The organism is Mucilaginibacter puniceus (assembly GCF_054783175.1).
The window spans coordinates 688,376-710,244 of sequence record NZ_BAAGRB010000002.1 but is presented as its reverse complement, the minus strand read 5'-3'; the positions used below and the strand labels follow the sequence as shown (position 1 = coordinate 710,244).

Here is a 21,869-nt window from a genome sequence, read left to right as displayed (position 1 = left end):
AATATGAAAATTTTAAACAAAATGAGTATGATCGTCGCATCTGTGGCGATACTCACTTCAGTAAGCAGTTGTAAAAAGATACTGGACGAAAAACCACAGTCTGCTTTATATCCTGATTACTTTAGTACGCCCGGTGGTGTTATAGGTGGCATAACCGGTGTGTACCAGGATTTAAGACAAAATTATTTTGGCAGGCAGGAATTTGTTTGGTTTTATGATGGTACAGATGATTCTCAATTCGGCTCAAGCGGAGGTGGTCAATTGCCATTAGATACTTATAGCGGTATCAATTCGTCCTTTACGGGCCCAACGTTTAATCCCGATGGTGGTGTTAATAGCCTTTGGGCTGATATAAATACTTTAAATGGTGTTATAAAATTTGCACCGGCACTAAGTATTGACGCCGCTACAAAGGCAGCATATATTGCACAGGCCCAGTTTTTACGTGGATGGATATACTTGTTTATGGTACAAACTTGGGGCGGTACCACGGCTACCCAAAAAAGTGGTATTCCGTTGCATACAACTTTTATTACTGAAGCTACCACTGCTGATGCGCCTGCAGCAGCAACTGATATCTATAACCAGATCATAGCAGATTTTACTGCAGCAGCAGCAGCATTGCCAAATACCATTACTTCTTCAAATCCGTTTTCGGCAGGGGGGCAAGGTAAAACAGCAACCGCGGCAGTTGCAAATGCTTACCTGGCAAAAACATACCTTACAAGAGGGTATCTTACAGAGGTTACACCGAACGCAGCTGCCGACTTTCAAAAAGCTGCTGATCTGACTGCCGCTATTATCGCAAACAAAGGTCTTTATGGCCTTGATCTATGGCAGGATTATAATGATGCCCATAACCAAAATAATGATTATGGCAAAGAAAATATGTTTGCTATTGATTTTGGTATCGGCGATCCTGCTTTTACGGGTTATACGCAACAGGGTAATGGTGGTTTTGGACTAAATTTCATCACTGTATTAATGCGCCCTAATTATATTGCCAGCCCAAGGGTAGATAACGTTGCCGGTAAAACCGACGCGGTGCCACAGGTATTTAGTGGCCCGGCAGCAATGCAGCGTGACGTTTACAACGGCCGTCCTTATATACGTGTAGCGCCAAACCATGTATATACCAACAAAGTTTTTGCTGACCAGGTACATGATGCCCGTTGGGACGCTACATTCCAAACTTTCTGGATTAATAATACCAATACAGCTGCAGGTAAAAAGTTTGACGGCACTTTAAAAGGCAAATTAGCTCAAACGTCAAATTTCTCACTAAGTGTATATAACGTTCCTGTTGATGGTGATACCGCTGTATTAATGCCGGGTGTTGAAGTTACAAATGCTCGCCGGGATAACTTTAAAGGTGTTATCATTACTCCATCACAATACAGTAATGATATGTTTCCATGTGTGAAAAAATTTGATGATACAAGACGTACAGATAGGAATGACATGTCTGGCCGTCCGCTTGTTTTTCTGCGTTTTTCGGAAATTTACATGATGAATGCGGAAGCAAACTATATGTTAGGTGGTGCTAATATTAGCAAAGCAGTAGCTTCATTGAATGTTATCAGGCAGCGTGCGGCTTACCGTGTACCGGCTGATGGTGACCGTATTCCGAAAGGACAGTTCCGTGTTACGGCTGGTAATATGGCAGCATTAAACGCAGCAAATGCTGCTGAAATGGCTTTAACACCTGCACAGATCGCTTTGTTATCGGTTCCTAATAATACAACAACCCTAACACCTGATATTTGCGGTATGGACTTAATACTTGATGAATATACAAGAGAGTATTATGGTGACCCACGCAGATGGTATGATTTGGTACGTACACAACAATTAGTACGTAGAGCCAAATTATATAATGCAAGGGCTAAACCTAACATTCAGGATTATCACATGCGTCGTCCTATACCACAAGGTTTAATAGATGCCGTGTTAACCGGTCCAAAATATCCTCAAAATAATGGTTATTAATTGGTTATAATTTGATTGAGTGAAAAAAGCACCCCGTTTATCGGGGTGTTTTTTTTTGATTAAAAATGTAGTGTAAAATAGAAAAGGCCCCTATTTAGGAGCCTTAGTAAGTTGTAAATATATTTCTATTAAAATAATGTCCGTTTAATTCCCATCTCTAAGCCTCTCAACTCAGCTAAGCCTTTCATACGGCCCGTAACCGAGTATCCGGGGTAAGTATTATAATTGTAGTCGTCCAGTATTTTATGGCCATGATCAGGGCGCATAGGGATGGCAACGTCATCACGACCGGCATCAACTCTTTTTTGTTGCTCCAATATCACGGCTTTCATTACGGCATACATATCTGTGGTGCCTTCTAAATGGTTATCTTCATAAAAACTACCATCAGCTTCGCGCCTTACATTACGTAAATGTATAAAGTGCACATGTTGGCCCAGGCGATTCATTATACCCGGTAAATCATTATCACCACGGGCACCTAATGAGCCGGTACAATAAGTAAGGCCATTGCTTGGCGATGGCGCGGCATCTACAATAAATTTCAGATCAGCTTCGGTTGATACCACACGCGGCAACCCTAAAATAGGGAAGGGTGGGTCATCAGGGTGAATACACATCTTAACACCCAGCTTCTCCGCATCCGGAATAATGGCTTGTAAAAAATAAGCCAGGTTAGCTTTTAAAGCAGCAGCATCAACATTAGCATATTTTTTAAGATGCTCCTTAAATTCGGGTATGGTAAATACTTCATCAGTACCGGGCAGACCGGCCATAATGGTATTTATCAATAATTCTTTTTCACTGGCGCTAATGCTATCTAAATAAGCCTTAGCAGCCTTTTGTTGCTCGGGTGTAAACTCATCAAATGCTCCGGGGCGTTCTAAGATATACAGGTCAAACGCATGTACAGCCGCTGCCTCATAACGTAATGCCGACGCGTTGTTAGATAATCTAAAATCCAAATTGGTACGTGTCCAGTCCAGCACAGGCATAAAGTTATAGCATACGGTTTTAATGCCCTGTGCGGCCAAATTTTTTAAGGTCTGAATATAGTTGGCTATAGCCTCATCGCGGCCCTCTGTAGCGGTTTTAATGCTTTCGTGGATGTTGACACTTTCGACCACCGACCAGGTAAGCCCGGCAGCCTCTATTATATCTTTGCGTTTTTTTATTTCTTCGGGGCTCCATACCATACCTGAGGGGATATGATGCAAAGCATTAACAATACCGGTAGCACCGGTTTGCCTGATAGCTTGCAGGGAAACCGCGTCTGACGGGCCAAACCAACGAAATGTTTGTTCTAAATTATTAATCATTTGATGTCAAGTATATGCTTTTAACAGACAGGCAATTTACTACAAATGCTGTTAATGGAATTAAAATTTTGTGAAGGTATTAACAAAAAGCGAAAACTGCAATCGATTGCAATCTATATTGTAAAAAAGCATTACAACAAAAAAGCGCTCCCGATTTATCGGGAGCGCTTTTAGAATACTAAATTATTTGTATTAATAGAATACGGTGTATAGGGCAGTTAATATACCTATAATGATAAGCGCACCCACAGCAAAGCCGTTAGTGGTTTTAAACATGGAGGCATCAACTTCAAGGCCATTGGTTTTCTTGCCGCGTGCAGCGTCAATTAAACTAATGATGATCATGGAAATGATACATATTACAAATGTAATACCCATACGATCTAAGAAAGGAATTTCCCATAAGCCACTTTGCGTATTAAAGAAAGAAAAACCTATATTTTTCAATGGCTCCAAATTGGCAAACTTTGGTAAAAACTTAAAGAATACTGAGAAACCAAAACCACCTACTGTAGCAAAAAGAGCCGCGTTTGATGATGCTTTTTTCCAGAAGAAACCCAGGATAAACATGGCGAAAATACCGGGAGATACAAAGCCGGTATATTCCTGTATAAACTGGAAACCACCTTTTTTATCAATGCCTAAAAACGGTGAAATAACAACACCCAATATCATAGCTACCACAACACTTATCTTACCTACAGTTACCAGGTTTTTCTCGGTTGCATTAGGGTTTATTTTTTTGCGATAAATATCCAATGTAAAAATGGTTGCAATACTATTTGCCTTACCTGCTAACGAAGCTACTACGGCAGCTGTTAACGCGGCAAAAGCTAAACCTTTAACACCAGCAGGCAATAGGTTTAATAATATCGGATAGGCATTATCCGCATTTTCGCCAACACTTGCAGCACTTTGAGCATCAAATACTTGTTCTTTAAATAACACATAAGCTGCAATACCTGGTAATACTACTATTACAGGCATTAATAGCTTTAAGAAAGCCGCGAATAAAATACCACCACGTGCAGTTTTCAAATCGGCACCCAGGGCACGCTGAGTAATGTATTGGTTACAGCCCCAATAGTTAAGGTTAACTATCCACATACCACCCAATAATACAGTTAAGCCAGGCAGGTCACCGTAACTTTTATTATCGCGTTGTAATATCATGTGGAAATGGTCATTGTATTTTTCGTACATAATGGATAAACCATTAGCTACACCTTCCTGGCCGTAATGCTCGGCTACAAGGCTAACAGCAATATAAGTTGTTACTAAACCACCCAGTATTAAAAAGAATACCTGTATAACATCGGTAAAGCCAATTACCTTCATACCGCCAAGCGTTATTATTACAGCAAATACGGCCAATAAACCCAGACATAAGTTGAAATTAATGCCCGATATACCATGAATAGCAATAGCACCCAGATAAAGTATGGAGGTTAAGTTTACAATTACATATAGCAATAACCAGAATATGGCCATGATCATGGCCACCGTACTGTTATACCGCTGATGCAAAAACTGGGGCATGGTGAATATCTTATTCTTCAAATAAACAGGAATGAAGAATACAGCTACAATTACTAATGTAATGGCAGCCATCCACTCATAAGTTGAGATAGCGAGGCCCATGGTGAAGCCGTTACCACTCATGGCGACAAATTGCTCTGCCGATATGTTAGAAGCGATAAGCGATGCTCCGATTGCCCACCAGGTAAGTGAGCCTTCTGCTAAAAAGTAGTCCTTTGAAGAGGATACTCCCACAATTTTTTTACGGCGGTAAACTACAATTCCGTAAACGGCGACGATTATAAAGTATATTAAAAATACAATGTAATCGCCGGTAGATAATTCTTTCATAATTTAGGTTTGTTTTGTTGGTTGAACAATTATAAACTATATATAGCGATTTATCAAATTTTCGATATATTCTTGTCTGCCGCTAATAGTTTTAGGTTCGCCATTTTCAACAGCATAAGCTCTTAAGTCTTCTAAAGTAAGTTTACCTTGTTCAAATTCTTTTCCTTTACCGCTATCAAATGAAGCATAACGCTCTGCACGTATTTTTTTAAATTCTGATTTTTGCAGGATGTTATCAGCAGCTATCAAAGCTCTTGCAAAAATATCCATACCACCTACGTGCGCGTAGAATAAGTCTGCAGGATCAGTTGAGTTACGACGGATCTTAGCATCAAAGTTTACACCACCACCTTGTAAACCACCTGCCTGCAGGATGATCAACATAGCTTCAGTAATTTCATTGACATCATTAGGGAACTGGTCGGTATCCCATCCGTTTTGGTAATCGCCACGGTTAGCATCAATTGAACCTAACATACCGCAATCGGCAGCTACCTGTAATTCGTGAGTGAAAGTATGGCCGGCTAATGTAGCGTGGTTAACTTCTAAGTTTAATTTAAAATCATTTAACAGATCATATTTTTGCAAGAAACCATATACGGTAGCTGCATCATAATCATACTGGTGTTTAGTAGGCTCGCAAGGTTTAGGCTCGATAAAGAAATTACCTTTAAAGCCATTTTTGCGCGCGTAATCTTTTGATGCATGTAAAAATTTAGCTAAATGCTCCTGCTCACGTTTCATGTCGGTATTTAGCAAGGTCATATAACCTTCGCGGCCACCCCAGAATACGTAGTTTTCGCCACCTAAAGCAATGGTAGCATCTAAAGCAGCTTTAACTTGTGCAGCACCGTGTGCTACCACATGAAAATCAGGGTTAGTTGAAGCTCCGTTCATGTAGCGTACATGTGAGAAAAGGTTTGCAGTTCCCCAAAGTAATTTTACACCGCTGGCAGCTTGTTTTTGTTTAGCATATTCAACTAAAGCTTGTAAGCGCCTGTCGTTTTCGTTAATGTCGTCAGTATAATCAACCACATCCACATCATGGAAACAATAGTACGGTAAACCTAATTTGGTAAAAAACTCAAACGCCGCATCCATTTTATCTTTTGCACGTTGTACCGCATCACCATCTTTATCCCAGGGGAAAATATGAGTAGGGCCACCAAATGGATCGGCACCGCTACCTACAAAAGAATGCCAGTAAGCACCCGCAAAACGGAAATGCTCTTTCATGGTTTTACCCGCCACAACTTTATCTGCGTCATACCAGCGAAAAGCTAATGGATTGTCTGATTCAAGTCCTTCGTATTTGATTTGGCCAATTCCTTTAAAAAATTCTTTTTCGCCTGTTACAATACTTGCCATAATGTTTATTTGTTTATTGAAATTATATATTTACTTATCTGTATTAGTTAGTTGCTATTAATTGTCGCTCCAGTAAGCCTTTCCATTCCTGGTAAATAGGCTCAACTTCATCGCCGTTAGGTTCAATGAATTGTATAGCATGCATAAATTTAAATGCATCCTGTGGCGACGCATATATTTTAGCACCAATACCGGCACCTAATGCGGCACCTACGCTGCCATCGTTTTTATACAACTCAACCGGGATGCCTGTCATGTTTACAAATGATTGTGCAAAAAGGTCGCTTAAAAATAAATTGGCCCTGCCCGCACGTATTACAGTTGGGTTCATTTTGTTTTCGCGCATAATATCTAAACCATAACGGAACGCGCAGGCAATACCTTCCTGTACGGCACGGTAAATGTGCGAGCGGCTATGCAGGTTCAGATCAATGTTTTGCATGTGTACACCCACCAGTTTATTGTTAAGCATACGCTCGGCACCGTTACCAAATGGTAAAATACGTAAGCCATCGCTACCCAGTGGTACCTGTTTGGCTTCGTCGTTCATTTGCACATAGCTTTCGCCCGATCCAAAAAGATTTTTTGTCCAGCGGTATAAGCTGCCTGTACCGTTTATACACAATAACACACCCATGCTTTTTTGCTGCTCGGTGTAGTTTACGTGTGCGAATGTATTTACACGCGATTGTGGATCGTAAGTTAACTGATCGCTTACGCCGTATATTACACCTGATGTACCCGCAGTAGCTGCAACCTCACCCGGGTTTAATACATTTAATGACAGGGCATTATTAGGCTGGTCGCCTGCTTTGTAGGATATGGGTATACCCGCAGATAAACCTAATTTGTTAGCCATTGAAGCCAATAATTTACCATGCTCGGCAAATACCGGCCTTATCTCAGGGAACATTGACTCATTAAAGCCATAATAGTTAAGTATGTCTTTTGATATTTCATTATTGATGAAATCAAAAAATACACCCTCAGATAATGACGATACCGATGTAGTGATATCCCCGGTAAGCTTCATACCGATATAATCGCCGGGAAGCATTACTTTGTATATCTGGTCGTATATTTTTGGCTCGTTCTTTTTTACCCAGGCCAGTTTTGACGCGGTAAAGTTACCCGGAGAATTTAACAGGTGCGACAAACATTTTTCATGCCCAATAGCATCAAATGCTTTATCACCAATTTCAACCGCGCGGCTATCGCACCAAATAATGCTATCGCGTAATAATTTTTGATCTTTATCAACCAAAACCAGGCCGTGCATTTGGTAAGCAATACCAATGGCAGCAATGTCGCCGGGGTTGTATTTACCACTGCTATGGCATAAAACTATGGCTTGTTGTATGTGTTCCCACCACATTTCGGGCGATTGTTCTGCCCAACCTAACTGTAATGATGTAATTGGCGACTCCGTTTCGGGGTATTGTGCCAGTGCCAGTGTTTTTTGCGAATTTGCATCAACAATAGCTACTTTTATAGAGGAAGTACCTATGTCAATACCTAATAATAACATGCTATTTGGTTAGTAAAATGCATAAAATGAGTTAGTAATTTCTCGGTTTTTTTAACGCAACGAATTTAATTTTTTTTTTATAAAAGCAATCGATTGCTGAAATTTATTTTTTGTATAATTTTGGCGACAGATGAAACCCAAAAAGCGCACTACCATTTATGATATTGCCGAGAAGCTGAACATCACACCTTCATCCGTATCGCGTGCGTTAAACAATCGTAATTACGTTAACGAGGCTACCAAGCAGTTAATATTGAAAACCGCTGCCGAACTTAACTATAAGCGTAACGTATTGGCGTCCAATTTACGGATGGGTAAAACCAAGACGATAGGGGTGGTGGTGCCACGTATCAATCAAAACTTTTTCTCGAATGTAATTGTAGGTTTAGAGGATGCTACCTATCAACAAGGGTATAATTTGATCATTTGCCAATCTAACGAGTCGCATGAAAAAGAGGTGCAATGTATCAATACGCTGATCAACCAACATGTGGATTGTATTGTAATATCGGTATCTGTTGATAGTAATGATTACAGCCACCTGCAAAACGTAATTGACCACGGTATACAATTGATACAATTTGACCGCATTGTTGATGAACTGGAAACCCTGAAGGTTATAAACGATAATGAACAGGCATCAATGGAGGCGGTATCGCATTTAATTGAGCAGGGATATAAACGCATAGCTTTGTTAGAGGGGCCACAAGCACTGGGTATTTTTAGCCAGCGTAAAGCCGGGTATTTAAAAGCTTTAAAAAAGCATAACATCCCGCAGGATAGTGAATTAATTGTTGAAAATGCCTGGACAAAAGAGCTGGGTGCCGAAGCTACCCGCAAACTATTAAGCTTACCTAATCCGCCTGATGCCATATTTGCATCAACGTCTGATTTCTCGGCACTGGGTGTATTAGAGGTTGCTAACGCGATGAACTTTAAAGTACCCGCACAATTAGGCATTTGTGGTTATGCCAATGAGCCTTTTACCGAACTGACCACACCATCAATTACCACTATTGATCAGTTTAGCGTATATATGGGTAAAACTATTGCCAACCTATATTTTCAGGAAAATGAAAGTAATGAGGTAACCATTACGCCAAAAACAATAAGCATAATGCCTAAGTTGTTGATTAGGTCGTCAACTATTAAAAATAGTTAAACAACATATTTGCTTATTCGGCTAATTCGTAATCAGCCGTTAAATTAGTTGTTGAGGTTATTACCAGGTTTTCAGGTGTATTCTTCAGCACATTAACACTTCTGGCAACAGTATTAATAATTATAGTTGATTCGGGATTTCTTTCTATGGTAACATTTTTATCTGTTGTTCCCCAACCATTTAATTGTATAGTGTAATTTAATTTATCTGATGTCGATCTTATATATTTTCTTGGTATAGCTAATTCATAGGTAAGCCAATTGCTTTTATCAAAAAGAGCTTTTGCTTGAATGTCATATTCATTATAAATAGGTATCGACTCGGTGTTTATTCCATCAAACCCACTTATTCTTAACTCTTTTGCTTTTTCCAGTCTTGAGTTCAATATCCTGATCAATGAATCGTTTTTTAGAGAAGTTTCAGAAAAAACAGATAACAGACCGTATTTATCATCTCCCGAAAATAGAGGCAACAAAATTGACAATGTTTTTTTACCATCATCTATCTTATTTATTGCAAAAGTAAAACCACTCAGTATTATTTTTCTCATAATAAGTTTATCTGTAGCCCTAATAGTAACATACAAGTTATTACCATCATTGGCTATGGTGTAATAAATATCAGTGCTTTTATTATAGGCTTGCAATTCATTATTCCATTCGGTTGCCCTACCATCTATTTTTACAGTGGCAGGTGCCAGTAAACTTGTAGTTTGTATATTAGGTAGTTTTTGAGCTACAGCTGATGTTGCAGCAAGTAAGATGATCGATAAATATTTTTTCATATAGCAAGTTGTTATTTTACCAGCGTATACTCTGCTTTGAAATCCGTTGGGGCATATTTTTTGGCTAACTGTGCCCTTCCTTCCTCAATTTGTGCTTGTTGTTCAGGGGTAATATCCTTAGGAGCTGTAAAAGTGGTACCTCCTCCAGACGAAAAGGTAATAACACCTCTATCGGGGCCAGATGGTTTAGGTAGCCCGTTAATTACCATATGATATAAAAATTTAGAGCTATCGCCCGGTAAAAGGTTAATATACTTAACAGGTACCTGTAATTCTACAGTGTAATCTTCATTGCTATCAAACGCTTCAGCAAAGCCTATTCCTGCGTCATTATAAACAGCTACGCTATCAAGCCCTGGTATGCCCTTAACTATCATATATTTATGGTGTTTACTTAAAAGCGCATTATTGTTTTTCAGGATCTCTTTTTCAAGTGCTACGTCGGATCGTGTGGGTTTACTTAAATCGAGGTTAAAGTATTTATTTGCAGAATAAGGAAGAGTGATACTTATAACATCTTTATCTTGCGGGTTCTCATTTTTATAGATTTTAAAAGTAAACCCATTATTGGTTATCCTGTTAATTACTGCAGGGTCCTTTATATGCGCTGTAAGATAAATAAACTCAGCATTATTAGCCATGGTATAAAATATGCTGGTAGCGGTATTGTAAGCCTGAAAATTATTATTCCATTCAGTCGCTTTACCATCTATTTTAACAGCAGCCGGGGCACGCAGACTTTTTGTTTGTAGGTTTGGCAATTTTTGAGCAATAGCTTGCGACGTAAATAGCAGGATTATCCAAAGTGCTTTTTTCATAGATATTTATTTAGCTAAAGTGTATTCCGCTTTGAAATCCGTTGGGGCATTTTTTTTGGCTATCCGGGCTACTGCTTCATCAACAGCTGCTTGCATTTCAGGGGTAACATCCCTAGGCGAAACAGGACTACTGATTCCGTTAGCTGAAACCATACCAATGCCTCTAACGGGGCCAAAATCAGGTTGTCCATTAATTACCAGGCGGTAGGAGAATTTAGAGTTATCGCCCGATAAAAGTTTAATATATTTAACAGGCAACTGTAATTCCATAATGTAATCATTATTGCTATCGAAAGCTTCAGCAAACCCTATACCGGCGTCATTATAAACCGCTACGCTATCAAGGCCTTGCATACCTTTAACTACCATATATTTATGGAATTTACTTAAAAGCGCATTATTCTCTTTTAGAATACTTTTTTCAAGTAATGTGTCGGGTCGTGTGGGTTTACTAAAGTTTAAACTAAAGTATTTATTTCGAGAATAAGGAACAGTTATGCTAACAAGGTCTTTATTTAGCGGGTTCTCATTTTTATATATTTCAAAGGTAAAGCCGTTATAAGTCATTCTTTCAATTACTGCAGGGTCCTTTACATGCGCTATCAAATAAACAAACTCAGCATTATTGGCCATAGTATAAAATATACTTGTGGCGTTGTTATAGGCCTGAAAATTATTATTCCATTCAGTCGTTTTACCGTCAATTTTGCTATTTGGGGGGATGCGGAGGCTGGTAGTTTGTAAATTAGGCAGCTTTTGCGCATAGGCAGTAAACGCGAGTGAAAGCGTAACAATTGTTATGGCTAATTTGGATTGGAGTTTGTTTGATAAGCTCATAGTAGGTTTGTTTTTTACGAGTTATTGGTAAATCTACGAATAATTCGTAATAATGCAAATAAAGTAAAAAAAAGGATAAGTAAATCGCTTATCCTTTTTTATGAAGAGGAGTGAACTAATTAATTCAACTCCAAAGTCACCGCCGATTTTGATGGCATATTCACTATCAGTTTATCGCCTTCTTTACGGGCATCAGTAAAGCCTTTAAGTCTGATAGTATTTGGCTGTTTAAAGGTATTATGATCTGCAACATTAGCTGATGTCAATATCTGGCCGGTTACGGTGGTCCATTTTATATCTTTCAGATCAATGGTGATAGGTATATTTTTATGCGAATCATAATTAACTAATGACACATGTATTTTGCCCGCTTTATCCTGCGAAGCAGAAGCACTAACAGCAGGGATTTTTTCGCCACCCATTTCAAAATCGGGGGTGTTTAATTTGATATTTAAATACTTTGCATCCTGGTGTACTTTATACATATCAAATATGTGGTAGGTAGGAGTAAGTATCATTTTTTCTTTTTCAGTTAAAATCAGCGCCTGCAATACGTTTATAGTTTGAGCAAGATTAGCCATTTTAACACGGTCGCAATGGTTGTTAAAAATGTTTAAAGTTGTTGCCGCTACCAACGCGTCGCGCAAGCTATTTTGCTGGTACAGGAAACCCGGATTAGTGCCCGGCTCAACATCTGTCCAAACACCCCATTCGTCAACCACCAAAGCTACTTTTTTCTCAGGATCATATTTATCCATAATAGCCGAGTGTTTGGTGATCAGTTCTTCCATTTTTAAACTGCTTTTAACAGTTTTAAAGTACTCCTCATCGTTAAAACCAGTTGCAGGGCCTTTAACGGTCCAGTTGCCGGTAGGTACGGTATAATAGTGTAATGACATTCCCCACATATATTTTGCAGGTACGTTTTTCATCATGGTTTCTGTCCAGTTATAGTCAGCCACGTTTGGTCCGCAGGCAATTTTTTTAAGCGGCGCATTAGGGTAGCTTTTAGCAAATGATGCGTATTTACGATACTCATTAGCATAATATTCTGCCGTCATATCGCCACCACAGCCATAGGGCTCATTACCTACACCCCAAAAGCTTACATTAAACGGTTTGGGGTGACCATATTTTTTACGCAAGGCAGTCATTGGGCTTTGCCCGTCAAAATTCAAGTATTCCACCCATTTCGACATTTCATCAACCGTACCGCTACCTACGTTGGCAGTAATGTATGGCTCGGTATTTAATAGTTTACAAAGCTCCAAAAATTCGTTAGTGCCAAAGCTGTTATCTTCAACTACACCACCCCAGTTGGTGTTCACCATCCGCGGGCGTTGCAGGGCAGGGCCTATGCCGTCTCGCCAGTGATACTCATCAGCAAAGCAACCACCCGGCCAGCGCAGGTTGGGTATATTTATTTTTTTTAGTGCATTAACAATATCCAGGCGTATGCGTCCCTGTTTAGCCACAGTAAGGTTTTTATCAACCCAAAAGCCACCATAAATACCGCGACCTAAATGCTCGGCAAACTGGCCGTAAATGTGCTTGCTAATAGTTGATTTGGAATCGTTGGTGATAGATATACTGGCCGTTTGCGCATATCCGGATAGGGTAGACGCTGCTAATAACAGTAACAGGTACTTTTTCATAGAAGAATAATTAATGTAAAATTGACGTTTATAATTGCCCTAAGTTATAAAGGATTTTAGAGAATGCAAATACAAATGAGAAAGCCTGGTTATTTTGCTAAAGTATATTCTCCCCAAAAATCATTTGTATATGCAATTACTTGTGTAATTGGATTGGACTTGCTTCTATCAACCATAATACTCGCTATCTCTCCGATTGGCCCTCTTTTAATAGTAAATTCCGGCCAATCATCTATCGGCAGTTTATTTAGTGTTATTCTGTAAAAAAACTTATTAGGATGACTTGCATTAATTCCAAGTACTTTCAGGTCAATTGCTAACTCATAGGTATAAGCCATTTTATTATCAAATGCTCCTGCTGCCTGTATACCATCAGTATTGTACACTGCTATCAAAGTATCCAAACCTTTAACCCCTTCTACCTTTATCATTTTTGACTTTTCGGTAAAAGCCTTATTAGTTGCCTTCACGTACTGGTCGGCTTCTGCTACCGATGCCGGGTTACCTTCAATGATCTTAGGTTTTTCTTTGAAATTAATGTCTGGTCGGTTGTTAAAATATATAATAGGATAACTGATAGTGATGTTATCATTGCTTTCCTTTTTTTCTGTACGGTTAATACTAAACATCACCCTGCCCCATATCATCTTCTTGATGATGTATTCATCGGTAGATCGCATTACCAGGTATAGTTTCTCCCTATCGTTTGCTATAGTGTAAAAAACATCTGTTGCCTTATTATAAGCCTGAAACTGACCGCCCCATTCCGTTGCTTTGCCATCAACTTTAACATTTGCCGGAGCACGCAAACTTGCTTCTTGAATATTAGGAAGTTTTTGGGCCGATACTGATTTAGCTAACACAAAAACACTCAGAAAGATGTATTTATAATGTTTCATGAGCTAAATGTACTATTTTGCAAGTGTATATTCGCCCCAAAAATCGGTAGGGGCAGCTAATGAAAAATTTTGAGGGTTATCGTCCAATTGATAGGTATTGCCTTTAGTATCTTTGTAAACTACCAGGTTTAAGTTTGTCCGTGGAGTTATAATTTCTACTTTATAGCCATCAATAGTGGCTGGGTTCAATTTAATGTTATACATAAACTTTCCACCGGCGTCAACCTTTAAATGTTTTAATGGCACAGCTAGCTCATAAGTGTAATGTAGCTTGTTGTCAAACCTTGCCGATGCCATGATATCTTCGTTATTGTAGATGGCCAATAAGCTGTCGGTTATGGCGTTAACACCCGCAATACCAATTAATTTATATCGTGTCAATAATTCCTTGTTATGCGCGTTCATCAACGAATCGGCATTGGTGCCAATTTTTGAATTACTGAATTTGAAAAAACCATAAGAGTTGCTGCTATCATACGCCGGAAAAGTAAATGCAGCTGCATTTTTAGCATCACGTTTATTGGCTGTGTTAACCGTAAACGTAACACCACCCATCACTATTTTTTTAATAATGGTTTCATCTGTGGCCCGTACAGTTAAATATAGTTTCTCATTATCATTGGCAATGGTGTAATATATCTCGGTTTTATTATTGTTGGCCTGAAACTGATCGCCCCATTCCGTTGCTTTGCCATCAACTTTAACATTTTTCGGGGCACGTAAACTTGTTTCTTGAATATTAGGCAATTTTTGGGCAATAGCTATATTAACTGCAATTAATGCAGTAACAAAAAGGAATAATTTCTTCATTATAACTTGGTTGGTTAATCAAATATATAAACTAAATAGTTAGTATTTGTATAAAACAATCCACTATTCAGCAAAAGGAAGTTACTGCAATTGTGCTCGCCCGGAAAAGCTGATGAATTTATCTTCGAACTGCAAAAGATCATTCCTGATATTAAGATAACCGGCTAAAAATAAGCTTTATCAAAAAGTGTGTCCAACAGAAAACGTTAGTGCCCCATTTTTTGTCATGGGAGGAAATTTATTTGTAGCAGTAGGAGCCAAAATGTCGGTAAAACCCTTATAACCAGCCAAATTAAATAAAAAGCCATTTTTTAAACCCAGGCCCACTACAAAATTTACACCAAGATCAATTCTTTTATAATCGCCCCCCTTGCCAACTACAAATTTGGTTTCGCTATAGTTTGCTGTACCCCCGGCAGTTACGGTACTGTGTCCATTTGCAGCTAAAAGATAACCCATGTATGGGCCTGCACCTACAAATATTTTACCGGGTTTAATTTTAAAATTATAAAGCAGGTTAACGGGTAATTCTAAATAATTAAATGTTCTTGTACCGGTTATTTTATCCACTCCAAACGTGGTAGCGGTTGGTGGCAAAACACTAACCCTGAACCCTTTAACTGAGTAAAGCAAACTTGGCATAATAGACCATTTTTTAAACTCAAATTCTTTAAATACCCCTACATGAAAACCGTAGCGGGGGATGCCCTCAACACCAGGAGGAAGTGCTCCCCCGTCTATAAAGGAGCGATTTAAACCGCCTTTAATACCAAATTTTGCTGATGATTGTGCAAAAAGCAATTGTGTGGCAAATACCAATAAAGTGAGTAAGGTTAGTTTTTTCATAATTGGTTTAATCAAACTTGTTAAGTGTTAGGATGGAGGAAATTACGAAATAATTTATATAAACAAGAAAACCCCTTTCAAAAAATGAAAAGAGTTTAATGTGATCTCATTAGGGTTCGAGCCTGCGACACCAAATAGATTTTTATTTCTTACTTAAAGTATAAGTAGCATTAAAGTAAGTAGGCGCGCTATTATATGATGGTCCGGGTTGAGCCGGTTTTTCTGACGGGGCTGACATGCCTGGACCCACGCCGCCTACGGTAATAACATCTTTACCCATGCCGTTTACCTGCACTTTATAGTTAAATGTACCCTTATCATTTATTAACGGACGTATTAAACTTAATGGAAATGCAAGCTCATAAGTGTAAACTTTATCCCTGCTGATATAATGGCCACCCGTTATGCCTTTATCATTATAAACAGGTACAGTTCCTTCCGGAAAATCCTTTAAACCACTTATTTTTATTTCTTTAAGATGTCCGCTTATTTTATCGTTTATTGACGAAACAAGCGACTCTTTAAGTGGTGCCTTTTCACGAAGATCATAATTGATCTGCACGTTTACCCATGGTACTATGGGGTAGGTTATGCCTACAGGTGCAATTACTGACTTTTGATCGACAGGCATAATGGTTAAAGTAATACCGCTAAATTGAATCTTCTGTATAGCCTCGGGTATGGTGGCACTGCAAATAAAATATAGTTTATCGTCATCGTTGGCTATAGTATAGGCTATTTCGGTAGCCGGGTTATAGGCTTGCAAATTCCCCCACTCGGTTATTTTGCCATCCAGTTTAATGGTTGAGGGGGCATAAACACTAATTTCTTGTTTGGCGGGCAGTTTCTGCGAAAAGGCAACAATTGTGCAGTTTAAAATAACTAATAAGCTGGGTATAAGTTTCCTTGAGATCATAATGGGTTTATTTTTTATAAATCTACGAATTATTCGTAAATATCCAAATTTATCGTAGATTTTTTTAAAACGAGGAGAGTATAGCATAAAAAAAGCCCTTTCAATTTGAAAGGGCTTTTAATGTGATCTCATCAGGATTCGAACCTGAGACCGACAGATTAGAAATCTGTTGCTCTATCCAGCTGAGCTATGAGACCATCCTGCCCCGAATTATCGGAACGGTGCAAAGCTAATAAATATGCTTAAAACTGCCAATGCTAATTATATCTTTTTAGTTTACCAAGCCAGGCTTAAGTCAAATTGATAAAAAATCACTATATTTCAATCATGATTTTAATTGCTGACGGAGGATCTACAAAAACCAACTGGTGCTTGGTTACTGACGATGAAAAGAAGGTGTATTTTAATACCGAAGGGTACAATCCCTATTTTGTAAGCGAAGCGTATATTACTAAATCGCTCAACGAAAATTTACCTGTCGACTTAGAAAAGGATAAAATTACCGAAGTGAATTTTTATGGCGCAGGCTGCTCAACCGACGAAATGCGCGAACATGTGCAGCGTGCCATGCAATTGGTTTTTACTAAAGCAACGGTAAACATTGAGCATGATATGCTGGCCGCTGCACGGGCGGTATTAGGCAGAAATGAGGGCTTTGCAGCTATATTAGGTACGGGTACAAACACCTGCCTGTATGATGGTAAAAACGTAGTACAGAATATTGACTCGGGCGCATACATATTAGGTGATGAAGGCAGCGGATGTTATATTGGGAAAAAACTATTGACAGACTATTTGAGGGGATATATGCCCGAAAACCTGCGTCAAATTTTTTGGGACACCTACCATCTTACTCCCGATGATGTAAATGAGCAGGTGTATACCAAACCCTTAGCCAATCGGTTTTGCGCCCAGTTTAGCAAGTTTGTTTACGATAACAATAATGTTCAGCTTCAATATACCCATAACCTGGTAAAAACATCGTTCCAGGATTTTTTTAAGAACCTCGTAACGCATTACCCCAATTACCAAAGGTATAGCTTTAACTGCATAGGCTCGGTAGCGTACAATTTCAGGAATATACTGGAAGAGGTAGTAGCCGAAAATGGAATGAAGCTGGGTAATATTATCCGCTCGCCGATAGATAATTTAGTAAAGTATCATTTGGAGGATAGAGGTTAGTGATTAGTGATCAGTGATTAGTAGTCTCTTGCAATTGAATAAATAATCACTAATTAACTAATCTCTGCTCACTAACTTAGCGTTAGCTAAGTTCACCCTGGAATATCTTATTGTACTTCCGCCTGTCAAACTTATACAGTTTTGCTGCGCGATAGGATACCCCTTTTTGTTTTTCCAGCAATGGCTTTAAAAACCCATAGCTCAACATTTTTTTACGGAAATTACGTTTATCCAGTTTCTTATTGAGGATGGCTTCATAACAAACCTGTAGTTGGGTAAGGGTAAACTTTTCGGGCAGCAATTCAAAAGCTATAGGCTGATAGCTTAATCGCCGGCGTACTTTATTAAGGCTCCTGTTAAAAATTTCGCTGTGGTCAAACGCCAGTTTAGGTAATTCGCTAATAGGGTGCCAAAAGGCCTTACGGGCAAATTGGGTAACAGGTTTTAATTCTTTATGGCCGGTAAGCCTTAATAAAGCGTAGTAAGCAACGGTAATAACGCGTCCTTGCGGGTGGCGGTGCACCTCGCCAAAAGTATGAAACTGCTCCATGTGCAAATCGCGCAAACCGGTCAGCTCATACAAAATGCGTTCTGCGGCGTCATCAACGCTTTCTTCCTGCATGATGAGTTTGCCGGGCAACGCGTACCAATCTTTAAACGGTTCTTCGTTTCGTTCAATCAGCAATATTTTAAGCTCTCCGTCTTCAAAACCAAAAATAACGCAGTCAATTGAAAAGGCCGAATCAAATGTGGGTAGTTTTTCTTCCAAATTATTTTATATTAAGTTAATTGAAATAAATGTAAGGTTATTTTCGATGTAAAATTAAAGTAAAATAAATTTAATGGTGTAATTTTGACACCTTATATTCGTACAATAATTTAAAGTTGTAAATTATGCATAAAATTTCAAAGTTAGGTGTACTTACTTCGGGTGGTGATGCCCCCGGAATGAACCCCTGCATTAGGGCTGTTGTGCGTACTGCTATATATAACGGATTGCAAGTGGTTGGGATACGTCAGGGTTATAAAGGCCTTATTGAAAATGATATGTATAATATGGTGGCCCGCTCCGTAAGTAATATACTTAATTTAGGGGGAACCATATTAAAAACGGCACGTTGCCTGGAATTTCATACTGATGAGGGCATGGAAACTGCCTATAAAAATATAAAAGCGCATGGAATTGATGCATTAGTAGTAATAGGGGGAGACGGTACGTTTACAGGTGCCTTACGTTTCTCGCAAAAGTATCCGGATATCCGTATTATGGGGATCCCCGGTACTATTGATAACGACCTTTACGGATCAACCTATACCTTAGGATTTGACACGGCTACTAATACCGTTATAGAAGCTATTGACAAAATACGTGATACGGCCGACTCGCACGACCGTTTGTTTTTTATAGAAGTTATGGGCCGCGATTCGGGAGCGATTGCTTTGCGCGCCGGAATTTCATGCGGCGCCGAAGCCATACTGCTTCCCGAAAAATCAACTGCTATTGATGATCTGATCGCAAATTTAAAAAGTGGTCAATCCAACAAAAAATCATCAAGTATTGTAATTGTTGCCGAAGGCGATAAAAGCGGTAGTATTTATGACCTTGCGAAGGTAGTTGAAAAGGAAGTTAAAGGATACGATGTTAAAGTTACCATATTGGGCCACCTGCAAAGAGGAGGTAGCCCAAGTAGTTTTGACCGTATTTTGGGCAGCAGGTTGGGTTATGCCGCGGTTAATGCATTAATAGCCGGGCACACTCAAAAGATGGTAGGTTTAAAAGCTAACTATATTAAAATAACCACTTTAGAAGAAGCACTTAACCAGCACGAGTTTAAGCTGGAAGAAGACCTTTTACAAATGGTTGATATATTATCTATATAAATGATTGCAGTAATATATAGCGGTTCAAATCATGCAGACTGGCGCTTAGCTGATAAAGGAAAAACAATTGCTTCTTTTAAAACAGCAGGCATCAATCCGTATTTTGATGACGAGAAACATATATTACAATTGCTGCATAAAAATATTAACCTTATTCATCACGCCGAAGCGATTAAGCGTATTTATTTTTTCGGGGCAGGCTCTTCCTCTGATCAGCTAAAGGAAGCCGTTTACAATGCGTTTTCCTCGTTTTTTAAATTTGCAAAGGTTACTGTGGCGCATGATATTGAAGGGGCGGCTATTGCCTGCTGTAAAGGCGAACCCGGCATAATAGCTATTTGTGGTAGCGGGTCAAACGCGGCATGGTTTGATGGTAAAAAGGTAAAGCCTAATAATTACGGCTTGGGTTATATATTGGGTGATGAGGGTTCAGGTAACTGGCTGGGTAAACAGGTGATAAAATGTTTTATGAACGAAACGCTTCCTGAATCCATTCGCAAAAAATTTACCAAACGTTATGAAGCCGACCGCACAAATTTATTGGAGAAAGTTTATCGCCAAAAACAACCGGCTTTATTTTTAAGCTCATTTACCGACTTTTTTATAGAGAACCAGGAAGACCCATATCTTAAAAACGTCATAAAAAGCGGTTTCAATAAACTTATTGCCACATACTTGTTACCTTTGCACCGGCAATACCCGCAGGCGCCTTTGCATTTTGTAGGTTCGGTAGCTTTTACCTTTCAGGACTATCTACGTGAGGCCGCGGCAGATGTGGAATTAGAAATAAATCATATTATTAAAGAACCTATAAATAACTTATTAACGTACTATTCAAATAAAAATTAGAAAATCATGAAAATAGGAATTAACGGTTTCGGCCGTATTGGCCGTTTGGCTTTTAGGGCTGCAATCGATAGACCAGGTGTAGAAATAGTTGGTATTAATGACCTTGTTGAGCCTGATTATATGGCTTATATGTTAAAATACGATTCAACTCATGGCCAGTTTAAAGGTACTATAGCCGTTGAAGGCGGACATTTAGTAGTTAATGGTAAAACTATCCGCGTAACTGCCGAGAAAGACCCGGCTAACTTAAAATGGAACGAAGTAGGTGCTGAAGTTATCATTGAATCAACCGGTTTGTTTTTAACTATCGAAAGCGCTCAAAAGCATATTGATGCGGGTGCCAAAAAAGTAGTAATGTCGGCTCCGGCAAAAGATGATACCCCTACGTTTGTAATGGGTGTTAACCATAAAGAATTAAAAGCTGATCAAACTATTGTATCCAACGCTTCATGTACCACTAACTGTTTAGCACCTATTGCTAAAGTATTGGATGATAAATTTGGTATCGAAGAAGGTTTGATGAGTACAATACACGCGGTAACCGCTACCCAAAAAACAGTTGACGGCCCATCGGCTAAAGACTGGAGAGGTGGCCGCGGTGCTTACCAAAACATCATCCCTTCATCAACAGGTGCTGCTAAAGCGGTAGGTTTAGTATTGCCTCAGTTAAAAGGTAAATTAACCGGTATGTCTTTCCGTGTTCCGGTTGCTGACGTATCAGTTGTTGATTTAACTGTACGCTTAAAAAATCCTGCTACTTATGAGGATATAAAAGCAGCCATGAAAGAAGCATCAGAAGGTGAGTTAAAAGGTATTTTGGGTTATACCGAAGACGAAGTTGTATCTGAAGATTTTAAAGGTGATGCACGCACATCAATATTTGATGCCAAAGCAGGTATCGCTTTAAACAACAACTTTGTTAAAGTAGTATCATGGTATGATAACGAGTGGGGTTACTCAAACAAACTGATTGACTTGGTACAGGAAATAGGTAAATTATAATCCTGTTAATAAATAAAAAATCCCGGTGAATTTCACCGGGATTTTTTTTGTTATAAACTACCGTCATTGCGAGGAACGATCCCCAATTAAATTGGGGACTGCACTTGCAAATCAAAACCGTAGTATTCATTATTTAACGGCATTTATCTGCCTGA

Annotated in this window: 19 protein-coding genes and 1 tRNA gene; 6 read left to right on the top strand and 14 right to left on the bottom strand. The window is 39.0% G+C overall.

The features are described from left to right. Nucleotides 1-3: 3 nt before the first annotated feature. Nucleotides 4-1,989, top strand: coding sequence for a RagB/SusD family nutrient uptake outer membrane protein (locus ACYVJ6_RS10095; protein WP_460693935.1), 1,986 nt, complete (start codon nt 4-6; stop codon nt 1,987-1,989). Nucleotides 1,990-2,117: 128 nt separating this feature from the next. On the opposite strand, the gene uxuA is transcribed toward ACYVJ6_RS10095, so the two are convergent. The 4 genes from uxuA to ACYVJ6_RS10075 all read right to left on the bottom strand — a co-directional run bounded on the left by uxuA (nt 2,118) and on the right by ACYVJ6_RS10075 (nt 8,073). Then, a complete protein-coding gene (gene uxuA, locus ACYVJ6_RS10090) occupies nt 2,118-3,308 on the bottom strand; it encodes a mannonate dehydratase (RefSeq protein ID WP_460693934.1) in 1,191 nt (396 codons plus the stop codon). Nucleotides 3,309-3,500: 192 nt separating this feature from the next. Further along, nucleotides 3,501-5,177 carry a sodium:solute symporter family transporter gene (locus ACYVJ6_RS10085; protein ID WP_460693933.1) on the bottom strand — a complete coding sequence of 559 codons (1,677 nt, stop codon included), beginning with the start codon at nt 5,175-5,177 and terminating at the stop codon, nt 3,501-3,503. Nucleotides 5,178-5,213: 36 nt separating this feature from the next. After that, nucleotides 5,214-6,545: a xylose isomerase gene (xylA, locus tag ACYVJ6_RS10080; RefSeq protein ID WP_460693932.1), complete on the bottom strand. Its 1,332-nt coding sequence runs from the start codon at nt 6,543-6,545 to the stop codon at nt 5,214-5,216. Nucleotides 6,546-6,588: 43 nt separating this feature from the next. Continuing rightward, a complete protein-coding gene (locus ACYVJ6_RS10075) occupies nt 6,589-8,073 on the bottom strand; it encodes a xylulokinase (protein WP_460693931.1) in 1,485 nt (494 codons plus the stop codon). Nucleotides 8,074-8,203: 130 nt separating this feature from the next. Between ACYVJ6_RS10075 and ACYVJ6_RS10070 the strand changes: the two genes are divergently transcribed. After that, a complete protein-coding gene (locus ACYVJ6_RS10070) occupies nt 8,204-9,235 on the top strand; it encodes a LacI family DNA-binding transcriptional regulator (RefSeq protein ID WP_460693930.1) in 1,032 nt (343 codons plus the stop codon). 13 nt (nt 9,236-9,248) lie between these two features. Here the strand turns inward: ACYVJ6_RS10070 and ACYVJ6_RS10065 are convergent, their stop codons facing one another. The 9 genes from ACYVJ6_RS10065 to ACYVJ6_RS10025 all read right to left on the bottom strand — a co-directional run bounded on the left by ACYVJ6_RS10065 (nt 9,249) and on the right by ACYVJ6_RS10025 (nt 16,997). After that, nucleotides 9,249-10,019, bottom strand: coding sequence for a hypothetical protein (locus ACYVJ6_RS10065; protein WP_460693929.1), 771 nt, complete (start codon nt 10,017-10,019; stop codon nt 9,249-9,251). A gap of 11 nt (nt 10,020-10,030) precedes the next feature. Next, on the bottom strand, nt 10,031-10,837 hold the full coding sequence (locus tag ACYVJ6_RS10060) for a hypothetical protein (RefSeq protein WP_460693928.1): 807 nt from the start codon (nt 10,835-10,837) through the stop codon (nt 10,031-10,033). Nucleotides 10,838-10,843: 6 nt separating this feature from the next. Beyond that, complete coding sequence (locus ACYVJ6_RS10055) at nt 10,844-11,674, bottom strand: hypothetical protein (protein WP_460693927.1); 831 nt, start codon at nt 11,672-11,674, stop codon at nt 10,844-10,846. A gap of 119 nt (nt 11,675-11,793) precedes the next feature. Beyond that, nucleotides 11,794-13,329, bottom strand: coding sequence for an alpha-N-arabinofuranosidase (locus ACYVJ6_RS10050; protein ID WP_460693926.1), 1,536 nt, complete (start codon nt 13,327-13,329; stop codon nt 11,794-11,796). Nucleotides 13,330-13,418: 89 nt separating this feature from the next. After that, nucleotides 13,419-14,228 (bottom strand): hypothetical protein, encoded by an 810-nt coding sequence (locus ACYVJ6_RS10045; RefSeq protein WP_460693925.1) that lies wholly within the window; start codon nt 14,226-14,228, stop codon nt 13,419-13,421. Between the two features lie 12 nt (nt 14,229-14,240). After that, on the bottom strand, nt 14,241-15,038 hold the full coding sequence (locus tag ACYVJ6_RS10040) for a hypothetical protein (RefSeq protein ID WP_460693924.1): 798 nt from the start codon (nt 15,036-15,038) through the stop codon (nt 14,241-14,243). A 180-nt stretch (nt 15,039-15,218) separates the two neighbouring features. Next, complete coding sequence (locus tag ACYVJ6_RS10035) at nt 15,219-15,884, bottom strand: porin family protein (RefSeq protein ID WP_460693923.1); 666 nt, start codon at nt 15,882-15,884, stop codon at nt 15,219-15,221. Nucleotides 15,885-16,026: 142 nt separating this feature from the next. Beyond that, nucleotides 16,027-16,800: a hypothetical protein gene (locus ACYVJ6_RS10030; protein ID WP_460693922.1), complete on the bottom strand. Its 774-nt coding sequence runs from the start codon at nt 16,798-16,800 to the stop codon at nt 16,027-16,029. A gap of 123 nt (nt 16,801-16,923) precedes the next feature. After that, nucleotides 16,924-16,997: transfer RNA gene (locus tag ACYVJ6_RS10025), tRNA-Arg, on the bottom strand. Nucleotides 16,998-17,127: 130 nt separating this feature from the next. Here ACYVJ6_RS10025 and ACYVJ6_RS10020 point away from each other — a divergent pair. Then, nucleotides 17,128-17,982 carry a BadF/BadG/BcrA/BcrD ATPase family protein gene (locus ACYVJ6_RS10020; protein ID WP_460693921.1) on the top strand — a complete coding sequence of 285 codons (855 nt, stop codon included), beginning with the start codon at nt 17,128-17,130 and terminating at the stop codon, nt 17,980-17,982. 82 nt (nt 17,983-18,064) lie between these two features. Here the strand turns inward: ACYVJ6_RS10020 and ACYVJ6_RS10015 are convergent, their stop codons facing one another. Further along, entirely contained in the window at nt 18,065-18,751 is a 687-nt protein-coding gene (locus ACYVJ6_RS10015) for an NUDIX hydrolase (protein WP_460693920.1), read from the bottom strand. 125 nt (nt 18,752-18,876) lie between these two features. On the opposite strand from ACYVJ6_RS10015, the gene pfkA reads away from it, so the two are divergent. From pfkA to gap, 3 genes are read left to right on the top strand one after another with little or no spacing between them, the layout of a single operon-like run. Next, nucleotides 18,877-19,863, top strand: a complete 987-nt coding sequence (gene pfkA, locus ACYVJ6_RS10010; protein ID WP_460693919.1) for a 6-phosphofructokinase — start codon at nt 18,877-18,879, stop codon at nt 19,861-19,863. Further along, nucleotides 19,864-20,712, top strand: a complete 849-nt coding sequence (locus ACYVJ6_RS10005; protein WP_460693918.1) for a hypothetical protein — start codon at nt 19,864-19,866, stop codon at nt 20,710-20,712. Between the two features lie 6 nt (nt 20,713-20,718). Further along, nucleotides 20,719-21,714, top strand: coding sequence for a type I glyceraldehyde-3-phosphate dehydrogenase (gene gap / locus ACYVJ6_RS10000; RefSeq protein WP_460693917.1), 996 nt, complete (start codon nt 20,719-20,721; stop codon nt 21,712-21,714). Nucleotides 21,715-21,869 lie beyond the last annotated feature (155 nt).